Origin of the sequence: Alishewanella agri BL06, assembly GCF_000272005.1 — a bacterium.
Classification (GTDB): domain Bacteria; phylum Pseudomonadota; class Gammaproteobacteria; order Enterobacterales; family Alteromonadaceae; genus Alishewanella; species Alishewanella agri.
Genome location: NZ_AKKU01000010.1, coordinates 130816 through 140861, shown reverse-complemented (window position 1 = coordinate 140861; position 10046 = coordinate 130816). Strand labels below are relative to the sequence as shown.

The following is a 10046-nucleotide window of genomic DNA, read 5'->3' as shown; positions in this document are numbered from 1 at the left end:
AATCTGAGGGGGCCATTGGCCCCCGGTTTTTTTCCAGCAAAGGTCCACAAGTTGTAATTAAGGCGTCTGAGTCAGGCGGGTTGGGTAACGCTGATAAATCAAGGCTACCGAATCATTAATGGCCTGCTGTGGATTTTGCATCGCTTTATTGGATAACCGTCCTTCCAGCACGCCTTGCCAGATAACACGTTTGGCGTTGGCATCAATGACATCAATCAGAATAGTCCCGACTTTATAGTTCACCTTTTCAACCCCGCCACCGAATAACGGAAAGCCGAAACTAAAGGCGCTGTTGCGGCCAAAATAGCCGTAGCCGGCGTTAATAGTAAAAGGGGAACTGCGCACATCTTCGCGATTTTCAACATTGGTTTGATAGTTAACCAATAACTGCGGTGCCGCTTCATCCAGCCGGTAGCCCAAGGCCGCCATCTCACGGGTAATAGCGGCTTTAAAATGCTGGTCCAGCAGGGGATCGTAAGCCGGTTTTTCTGCTGGTGTGTTATCAGCGGCTGGGGTGGCAGCTAATTCCTGATAGAAGGCAAAGGTTTGGTACTGACTAAAGTCAACTGTACGGTCATAATCAATATTCGCTTGTCGGGGGCTGGCGCAGCTGGCTAACCCAAACACCGCCGCGAGCAGGAATAGCGTTTTTATATGCTTAAACATAGCGAACCTCATGCTGGAAAATAATGACACTGTGATAACTTTATACAGTGTACCTGAAATTTAGATTGCCCAGAATGAGTTTAGTTTAGCGGAATTAGCTGAATGGCGAATGAAAAACGCCCCCAACTGGGGGCGTTGCCTTGAAACCGCTTAAAAGCGGTGGTTGTACTGTACACCCAGCAAGTAGGCTTTATTGTTATAGCGCGCTTGTAAGTTGGCAGCACCCAGTTGTTGGTCCAGGGTGTTATATTCAAACTCGTTAATTTTCACTTCGTCCATTTGCATCACACCCGCGGCCAGATCCAGGCTGCGTAGTGGCGATAGCTGTAATGTCAAGCCTGTACTGAGCCACAGACGATCTGAGGTTGGGATCCGTGCCGTTTTATGCTGGCTGGAAATCGGATTCTCATCATATGCCAGACCGGCGCGTAGCGTCAGATCCGGGTTGACCTGATAGGTTGCACCTAATGCCGCTGCGTAGCTGTCGTGCCAATACTCCGGAATATAGCCAATATAGCCTTCACCTTGCAGGCTGCTGCTGGTGCTAAGCGAAATCGATGGCTCAGCGTCGGTGCTGATAATATCGATGCTGCGGAATTTACTCCAGCCGGTCCAGCTAAGGCTGGCTTGCAGTGACCATCGTGCGGATAGCTGCTGATCGACACTAAAGGCCAGGCTGGCCGGGGTGGTAAGTGCCAGCCGGCTTTTCTCGCTTAAAAAATCCCGCGCGGCAAAGCGGCCTGTACTGGCATCGACCAGTGGTAACCCCGGCGCAACGGCAATCAACCCCGGCGTGTCGCCGGCAGTGGCCGCGGTAATAGGGGTGTTGGTAATTTCAGAATCACCGGTCAGGGTATAACGTACTGCCGAATGATAAACCAGCGCCAGCCGCGTGCCGCTTACCGGCTCGGCATGTAACGCCAGGGTATAACCGAGGCTGATATCATTACCTGCAACTTCGTAGTGGCTGTCGCAGAACGCCGGATTTGACAGATCGCGGCCGGCCAACTGCGCAATACCGCTGCCCAGCTCACATAAACCGGAATGATCTTTATATTTGGACAAGGTGCCTTCGGCGCGATTCAGGCTGATAGCACCACCAATCGATAACCAATCCGTTAATTTGTAACCAACAGCGGGTTGCAGGCTTAACACCTTAACGGCGGTTTCATCGGCAAAATACCGGCCAGCCCAATCTTGCTGGTAGTCAGATGACAGCCCAAATGGCACATAAAAACCCAGGCCCCAGCTCAGACGCTCGGTTAATTGTTGGCTATAGAATGCAAAAGGCACCACCTCTGTTAATAAGACATTACCGGAGTCGCGACCCTGAACCGGCAGGCCGCGGGCATTTACGGCATTAACATCATCATAGCGGGTGCGGGCATGGATCAGGTTTAGGCCGCCGGCAAAGTGCTCGCCCTGAAGCTGGGTTAAGGCGGCAGGGTTAGAATAAACCAATGTCGCATCAGTGATTTGCGCACCGCGGCCAGCATAGGCATTGCCCATGCTGCTGACCGATTGTTCCAGTAATTTATAGCCTTCTGCCTGAGCAGACAGGCTACTCAGTGCCACTAAAACGGCAGCGGCAACCGAGGTTTTTCTTAGCATAAGTGAGACACCTTGTTGAGACAAAAGGTACACAGTATAAAACGATTATTATTTAGAGTACAGGCTCTAACCTGGGTTTGCCGCAAGCTGGTCAGACCGGTACCGGAGTGCGGTCTGACCAGTGTGCCTGCGAGGCTTTTGCTAAAAGTTGGTGTTTTTTACTATTTTTTGGTGTTTCTGTTGTCGTGATTTGTAACAATTTAAACCTAAGTGACTGATCTTAAATCTATTAAACTATTGGCATAGTGGATGCAATTTATTAATCGTCAGATTAACTGTAACGGGTTGCTAAGCGCACCCAAGCAAGGAATAACGAAAATGAAAACTATTATGCCGCTTGCGGCTGCCGTGCTGTTCAGTAGTATGTTTTTAAGCGGATGTAACCAGGCGCAAAGTAGCGTGAATGCTACCGCTGCAGCTGAAGTTGCCGTTCCGGTTGAAATTTCCCGCGCCAAAAATGGTGCTATTAGCAGCAGCTACCGCACTAATACCACGCTGGCCGCTCGTGCTGAAGCCGAAGTGATGGCGAAAAGCAGTGGTATTGTGCAGCAAATTCTGGTGGAAGAAGGCGAGCAGGTTAAAGCTGGCCAGTTGCTGGCGGTACTGGAGAATGAACGGCAACGTCATCAACTGGCAAAAGAGCGTGCTGAGTTAGGCCGGCTGAGTTCAGAGTTAACCCGGATGACTGAGATGCACCAGCGCAAACTGGTCAGTACTGATGTTTATGAGAAATTAAAATGGCAGGTTGAAGCAATGCAAGCCGCCGTTGAGCTGGCTGAGCTGAATTTACGCGAAACCGAAATTCGGGCACCGATCTCTGGTGTGGTAGCGCGGCGCTATGTAAAGGCTGGTCAGCTGGTTAATCAGTTAACGCCACATTCGCTGTTTCATCTGGTGACCGAAACCGAGCTGGAAGCTGTCGTGCATTTACCTGAACAGCAGGTACTGCAGGCGAAAGCAGGGCAGGAAGCCGTATTAAGTTTTGCCGGCGTGCCGGAAGTTAAAGCCGCGGTCAGCCGTGTTGCACCGGTGGTGGATGCCAGCTCTGGCACCGTACGTACCACCTTGTTGATTGATAACAGTAGCCGCCAGTTAAAAGCCGGTATGTTTAGTCAGGTGGAAATCAAGTTTGATACCCGCGACAGCGCTTTGTTAGTGCCAAAACGCGCACTGTTAACACTGGACAACTTACCTGGGGTACTGGTGCTGGACGCCGAAAGTCGCATCGTGCGCCGGCAAGTCACTTTAGGTTACACCGCGGATAACGTCGTGGAAATCTTAACTGGTGTCGAAGCGGGAGAGCAGGTTGTCGTGGCTGGGCATGCAGCGTTGAAAGAGCAAAGCCTGGTAAAAGTGGTATCTGAGCGCGAATTCTGACAGGGACGAAAAGATGAAATTAGTTGAAACTGCCGTGGCCCGCCCGGTCACGGTCTGGATGTTCACGCTTGCCATCCTGTTGTTCGGGATGGTGTCAGTAGGTCGGTTAGCGGTTAATTTATTACCCGATCTGTCTTATCCCAGTTTAACGGTGCGCACCACCTATGTTGGTGCCGCACCGGCCGAGGTCGAGCAGCTGGTCAGTAAGCCGGTGGAAGAGGCTCTCGGGATCGTCAAAGGTGTGCGCAAAGTGACCTCAGTTTCCCGCGCCGGACGTTCGGATGTGGTGCTGGAGTTCGACTGGGGCACCGATATGGATTTGGCGCTGCTGGAAGTGCGTGAAAAACTGGATGTGCTGTTTCTGCCATTAGATGTAGAAAAACCGTTGCTACTGCGCTTTAACCCCAATCTGGATCCGGTAGTGCGCTTATCTTTATCCAAGCCAGAGATGACGCAGGCAGATCTGGTCGCCATGCGCACTTTCGCCGAAGAAGAATTTCGTCGCAAACTGGAGTCTTTCCCTGGTATCGCTGCCGTGCGGCCAGATGGCGGCTTAAGCCAGGAAATTCAGATCCTGGTTGATCCGCAAAAACTGAGTCAGTTACAGCTGGATATTAGCCTGATTACCCAGCGCCTGAAAGCAGAGAACCTGAATTTAGCCGGTGGTCGGCTGGAAACGCCAGCCTATGATTATCTGGTACGCACTATTAACCAGTTCGCCAATTTATCTGAAATTGAAAATCTGTATTTAACCACGGTGGGTAATAGCCAGGTAAGATTAAAAGATGTGGCTCAGGTGCGTGATGCTTATGCTGATCGCTTAAGTATCAGCTATATCAATGGCGCTCAGGCGATTGAGCTGGCGATCTATAAAGAAGGTGATGCGAACACGGTCAAAGTGGCTGAGGCGTTATTATCGCGATTAGATGAGCTGAAAAAGATCTTGCCAGCCGGTTATCAGCTGGATGTGCTTTACGATCAGTCGCAGTTTATTAAACAAGCCATTAGCGATGTTAAATCGGCGGGTATTGTCGGCGGCATCCTGGCGATGCTGGTGTTATATCTGTTTTTACGTAATGTTTGGGCCACGGTGATTATTTCGGTCTCAATCCCGGTATCGGTGATCGCCACCTTTAATCTGATGTACGGTCAGAATATTACCCTGAATATGATGAGCCTCGGTGGCATTGCACTGGCGGTGGGTTTGCTGGTGGATAACGCTATCGTGGTGTTAGAAAATATTGCCCGTTACAAAGAGCAGGGCATGCCAGCGAAAGAAGCCGCGCGCAAAGGCGCGGGGGAAGTGTCGATGGCCATTACCGCCTCAACACTGACTACCGTTGCTGTGTTTTTCCCGCTGGTGTTTGTTGAGGGCATTGCCGGACAATTGTTTCGTGACCAGGCCTTAACCGTGACCTTTGCGCTGTTAGTATCGCTGGTTGTTGCCTTGACTTTAATCCCGACTATGGCTGCCCGCAGTATCCAGCGTAGCAACACGTCTGATACTGTGCTGCCGTTACCATCATTAAAACCCAGTCGTTGGTATCACTGGCCGTTATTATTAATCCGTTTACCGATCCGAGCCCTACACCTGTTGCTATTAGGCGTGGTCACCTTATTGAGTTTACTGTTTGGCTTATTGGCAAAAGGCGCTTACTGGGTATTTCGTCCGGCGGTGTTGTTGGTACAAGGATTATTAAAAGCCATCGAGCGCGTCTATTTACGGTTATTAGCGGCGGCGTTACGCGCCAGAGCTTTAACGCTGACGCTGACCTTAGCGGCGGCAGCGCTGTGCTTTAGTTTACTGCCACGGCTGGGAGCCGATGTCATTCCGCAATTAAGTCAGGGCGAGTTTTATGTCGACGTACAGTTGCCGGTGGGCACGGCCATTGAACAAACCGATGCATTATTAAAGCAACTATCAACCCAGCTTAAGCAATTCCCGGTGGTGGCGCGCAGCTATGGTTTAGCGGGAACCGGCGCGCAGATGTCAGTGGATCCGGCGATTGGTGGCAGTCACTGGGGCCGTTTGCATGTGGTGATGTTAGCTGACAGCACCGCGGACGACGAAGCGCTGGTGCAGGAGGAGTTACGCCGCAATTTAGCGCAACTGGCCGGGGTGACCAGTCGGTTTGACCGGCCGCAGCTATTTAGCTTTAGTACTCCGCTGGAGATTGAGATCAGTGGTTATGATTTAAGTCAGTTATCTGAATCAGCAGAGCGTTTAGTCTCTTTACTGGCTGCCGATCAGCGTTTTACCGACATTAAATCCAGCCTGCGGCCAGGTCAGCCGGAAGTGACGCTGTATTTTGACCATGCCCGCTTATCGCAATTGGGGATGACCGCACAGCAAGTAGCACGCCGCGTTGCCACCTATATAGGCGGTGAAGTCGCCGGGCAATACAGTTTACATGATCGGAAAATTGATATTCGGGTGCGACTGGACGAACAGTTCCGCCAACACGAACTGCAATTGGCAGAGTTAATCATTAACCCGGGCGCAGCCGAACCGCTACCGTTAAGTGCGGTCGCGCAAATTCGCCGCGAGGTAGGCCCGAGCGAAATTACCCGGGTGGGCCAACAGCGGGTTGCGCTGGTTACTGCCAATCTGGCTTATGGTGATTTGGAGCAGGCGACCGCTGCCGCCGAAGCCGCTTTGTCACAACTGATCCTGGCACCGGGCCAGCAAGCGGCAGTAATGGGGCAAAGCGAAGAAATGCAACGTGCATACAGTTCATTATTGTTTGCGTTGTTACTGGCGATTTTCCTGGTTTATCTGGTGATGGCATCGCAGTTTGAGAACCTGCTACAGCCGCTGTTAATTCTGTTTACTGTACCCTTGGCAGGAGCCGGGACAGTCCTGGGGCTGTGGCTAACTGATACCCGGTTATCCGTGATCGTGTTTATCGGTTTGATAATGTTGGCGGGTATCGTGGTTAATAACGCCATAGTGTTGATTGATCGCATAAATCAACTCAGAGCCGAAGGTAAAGCCATGGCAGAGGCGATTGTCGAGTCTGGTCAAAGCCGCTTACGCCCGGTGTTAATGACGACACTGACCACAGTACTGGGGTTATTGCCGATGGCACTGGGTACCGGTGAAGGCAGTGAAATCCGTGCGCCCATGGCTATTACAGTGATTGCCGGTCTGTCGATTGCGACCCTGTTGACGCTGGTGTTTATTCCGGTGCTCTACAGCCTGCAACGTGACAAAATCCCTGCGACCGCAGCTGAGGAGGCGCTATGAGCCAGCAACCACAGCTTGAAACGCCTGAAAACGTGGCAGAGAGCAAACCCATCTGGTTAACCCGCCTGGCATTAAGCCGGCCGGTGACCATCTGTATGTTGTTTATCTCAATGTTATTGTTCGGTGGCCTGGCGAGCCGGTTATTGCCGCTGGAGATGTTTCCGGGCATTGATATTCCTGAGTTGTATGTGAATGTGCCTTATCCGAATGCTACGCCAGCCGAGGTCGAGCGGCTGATCACCCGGCCGCTGGAAGAAGCGCTGGCGACGGTCAGTGGTATTAAGGAGCTGCGCAGTTTTGCCAATGAAAACAGTGGCGATGTGTCGCTGCAATTTCGCTGGAGTGAAAATATCAGCAGTAAAAGTCTGGAGGTGCGGGAACGCTTAGATACGGTGCGCCATCTGCTGCCAGCCGATGTAGAGCGGGTATTAGTATTCCAGTTTAATACCAGTGATATGCCGATTTTTCAGCTGCGGATCTCATCAGAACGCGATCTGGCGATGGCCTATGATTTGCTGGAGCAGCAAATTAAACGGCCATTAGAGCGGGTGCCCGGTGTATCTAAGGTAGAGCTGTATGGCGTGGAAAAACGCCAGGTAATTATCCGTTTAGATCCGGATAAGTTAAGGTCGCTGCAAGTTGATCCAACAGCGTTATTAACCCAGTTGCGCGGCAGTAATTTTGCGTTAAGTGCCGGGGAGTTGCGTAACCCGGAGCAAAGTGTGTTGGTAAAGCCTCTGGGTGAATATAAAGAGCTGTCAGAAATTGCTGCCCTACCGATCCGCCCGGGATTGCAGTTGCGTGAGGTGGCCAGTATAGAGTTGGAGCTACCCAAGCGTGAGGATGGCCGGCATTTAAACCAAACCTATGCGGTAGGGATGAATGTGTATAAAGAGTCGGGCGCGAATCTGGTCGAAGTCGCTAAAGCGGCGATGCAGGTGGTGGCCGCTGCTGATGCCAATCCGGCGTTTAACGGCATTAGTTTGTATGTGATGGACGATCTGGCAGATAACGTTAGTAAATCGCTGCGGGATCTGTTGCAAGCCGGTGCCATTGGCGCCTTGTTATCTTTTGTGGTGCTGTACTTATTCTTACGCCATTTGACGACCACGCTGGTGGTGGTGTTGTCGGTGCCTGCGGCCATTATTGTGGCGTTAGGCGCGATGTATTTTCTGGGGTATAGCCTGAATATCCTCAGCATGATGGGCCTGATGCTGGCCATCGGCATGCTGGTGGATAATGCGGTGGTGGTAACCGAAAGTATCTTTCGTGAGCGGGCGCTGGGTGGCGATGTGCGCACAGCAACAGAGCGTGGTGTCAAACGTGTCGGTTTAGCCGTATTGGCCGGTACCGCAACTACGGCAATAGTGTTTTTACCGAACATTATCGGTGAAAAAATGCAGCTGACGATTTTCCTTGAACATGTCGCTATCGCCATTTGTTTGTGTCTGGCTATTTCGTTATTACTGGCGCTGACCCTGATCCCACTGCTGACCACCCGGCTAAAGGTGCAGCCAGTAGCAGAGACACAGGGATCGGCGTTAGACCGGTTTTATCGCCGCGCGCTGACTAAGGTGATGAACTGGCCAAAAACCGCGACCGCCCTGGCGATACTGGTGTTGTTAAGCGCGGCTTTACCATTATCGCAACTGGGCAGTAGTAATGAAGACGAGGAAGATCGCAGCCGCTTATTTCTAAACTACAACATCCAGGGCAATTACAGTTTGGAAGAAGTTCGCGCTGAAGTGTCGGCGATGGAAGCGTTTTTATATAGTCGTCAGCAAGACTTTTTTATCGAGTCGGTCTACAGCTATTACCGCTCTGGTCATGCCATTTCGATTATTTTGTTACAACCTGATGTCGATATTGATCTGAATACCCTAAAAGAACAGATTCGCCAGGACTGGCCGCCATTAGTGCGGGCGCGCCCCAGCTTTAGCTTTGGTAATAACAACAATGCGTTGCAGTTACATTTGTTAGGTAATTCCACCGAGCGTTTGTTGGAGCTGGCGGCAGAAATTGAGCCAGCCTTACAGGTGCTGCCGTCGATAGCCGAGGTTAGCTCGGATCTAGCGAAGGGGCAGCAAGAAGTCCAGATCCTGTTAAACCGGCCAGAGTTGGAGCGCTTGGGTTTATCGGCGGAGCAGGTGGCACAAAGCGTGTCGCTGGCGCTGCGTGGTGTTAATTTACGCACCTATCGCAGTGCCGAGCAGGGCGAGCTGCTGATCCGACTGATTTATGATGAACGGACCAGTAAATCCTTGTCGGAATTATCGGCGCTGCCGGTTGCGGCGGTGGCCGGTGTCAGTATTCCGTTATCGCAACTGGCGGAATTAAAGGTTGTACCGCGGTTGCAATCAATTCGTCGCTTTAACCGCGAAACCGGTGTGGCGCTGCAGCTGGCCCTGAATAAAGATATCAGCATGGAGGATGCCCGCAAGGAGATTTCCAACCTGATGCAACAGGTACAGCTACCGGACGGCTATCGCTGGTCATTTCAGGGCGGTTTTGTACGCCAGAACGAAGAGCAGCAGGTGATGATCGTCAATATGCTGCTGGCGCTGGCAATGATCTATATTGTGATGGCTGCGTTATTTGAATCCTTATTAATGCCCAATGCCGTCATCGGCAGCTTGCTGTTCTCCTTTGTTGGCGTGTTCTGGACCTTTTTTATCACCGGCACTGGCATGGGCGTAATGGGGATGATCGGCATGCTGGTATTAATGGGGATTGTGGTCAATAACGGTATCGTGCTGGTTGACCGGATTAATCAGGATCGGCAATTACTACCGGACCTGGCGCTAAAAACGCTGATTATTGAAGCTTGTACGGCACGCTTAAAGCCCATTTTGATGACGGTATCGACCACGGTGTTAGGTTTGGTACCGTTAGCGCTGGGTAGCACTGCTATCGGCGGTAATGGCCCCAGTTATGCGCCGATGGCAATTGCGATTATCGGCGGCTTGCTGTTCTCTACCTTGACCAGCTTATTATTGGTACCGTTGAACTACTATGGTTTGGTCAAACTTCGCAGTGCGACGGGTAATTTGGTGGCACGTAGCAGATTATGGCAGCAGCGCTTAGTCGGTATTAAAAACTGAACGCTGACAATTAGCCTTTACCGCAAAAATACTTCGGTTTCTGG

The 10046-nt window shown here is 51.5% G+C and carries 5 protein-coding genes; 3 read left to right on the top strand and 2 right to left on the bottom strand.

Annotated features, from left to right (window positions below; genetic code table 11):
- Positions 1 to 57 precede the first annotated feature (57 nt).
- Positions 58 to 666: a DUF4136 domain-containing protein gene (locus tag AGRI_RS04530; RefSeq protein ID WP_008983820.1), complete on the bottom strand. Its 609-nt coding sequence runs from the start codon at positions 664 to 666 to the stop codon at positions 58 to 60.
- A 150-nt stretch (positions 667 to 816) separates the two neighbouring features.
- Complete coding sequence (locus tag AGRI_RS04525) at positions 817 to 2277, bottom strand: OmpP1/FadL family transporter (protein ID WP_008983819.1); 1461 nt, start codon at positions 2275 to 2277, stop codon at positions 817 to 819.
- 318 nt (positions 2278 to 2595) lie between these two features.
- Here AGRI_RS04525 and AGRI_RS04520 point away from each other — a divergent pair, with 318 nt between their 5' ends.
- From AGRI_RS04520 to AGRI_RS04510, 3 genes are read left to right on the top strand one after another with little or no spacing between them, the layout of a single operon-like run.
- Positions 2596 to 3654: an efflux RND transporter periplasmic adaptor subunit gene (locus AGRI_RS04520; RefSeq protein WP_008983818.1), complete on the top strand. Its 1059-nt coding sequence runs from the start codon at positions 2596 to 2598 to the stop codon at positions 3652 to 3654.
- Positions 3655 to 3667: 13 nt separating this feature from the next.
- On the top strand, positions 3668 to 6901 hold the full coding sequence (locus tag AGRI_RS04515; RefSeq protein WP_008983817.1) for an efflux RND transporter permease subunit: 3234 nt from the start codon (positions 3668 to 3670) through the stop codon (positions 6899 to 6901).
- Positions 6898 to 10002 carry an efflux RND transporter permease subunit gene (locus AGRI_RS04510; RefSeq protein WP_008983816.1) on the top strand — a complete coding sequence of 1035 codons (3105 nt, stop codon included), beginning with the start codon at positions 6898 to 6900 and terminating at the stop codon, positions 10000 to 10002. Before AGRI_RS04515 ends, AGRI_RS04510 begins: the two co-directional genes overlap by 4 nt.
- Positions 10003 to 10046 lie beyond the last annotated feature (44 nt).

What these genes read in the sequence shown, in the direction of transcription:
- AGRI_RS04530 (WP_008983820.1), bottom strand. Translation starts at nt 666, where the DNA reads ATGTTTAAGCATATAAAAACGCTATTCCTGCTCGCGGCGGTGTTTGGG.
- AGRI_RS04525 (WP_008983819.1), bottom strand. Translation starts at nt 2,277, where the DNA reads ATGCTAAGAAAAACCTCGGTTGCCGCTGCCGTTTTAGTGGCACTGAGT.
- AGRI_RS04520 (WP_008983818.1), top strand. Translation starts at nt 2,596, where the DNA reads ATGAAAACTATTATGCCGCTTGCGGCTGCCGTGCTGTTCAGTAGTATG.
- AGRI_RS04515 (WP_008983817.1), top strand. Translation starts at nt 3,668, where the DNA reads ATGAAATTAGTTGAAACTGCCGTGGCCCGCCCGGTCACGGTCTGGATG.
- AGRI_RS04510 (WP_008983816.1), top strand. Translation starts at nt 6,898, where the DNA reads ATGAGCCAGCAACCACAGCTTGAAACGCCTGAAAACGTGGCAGAGAGC.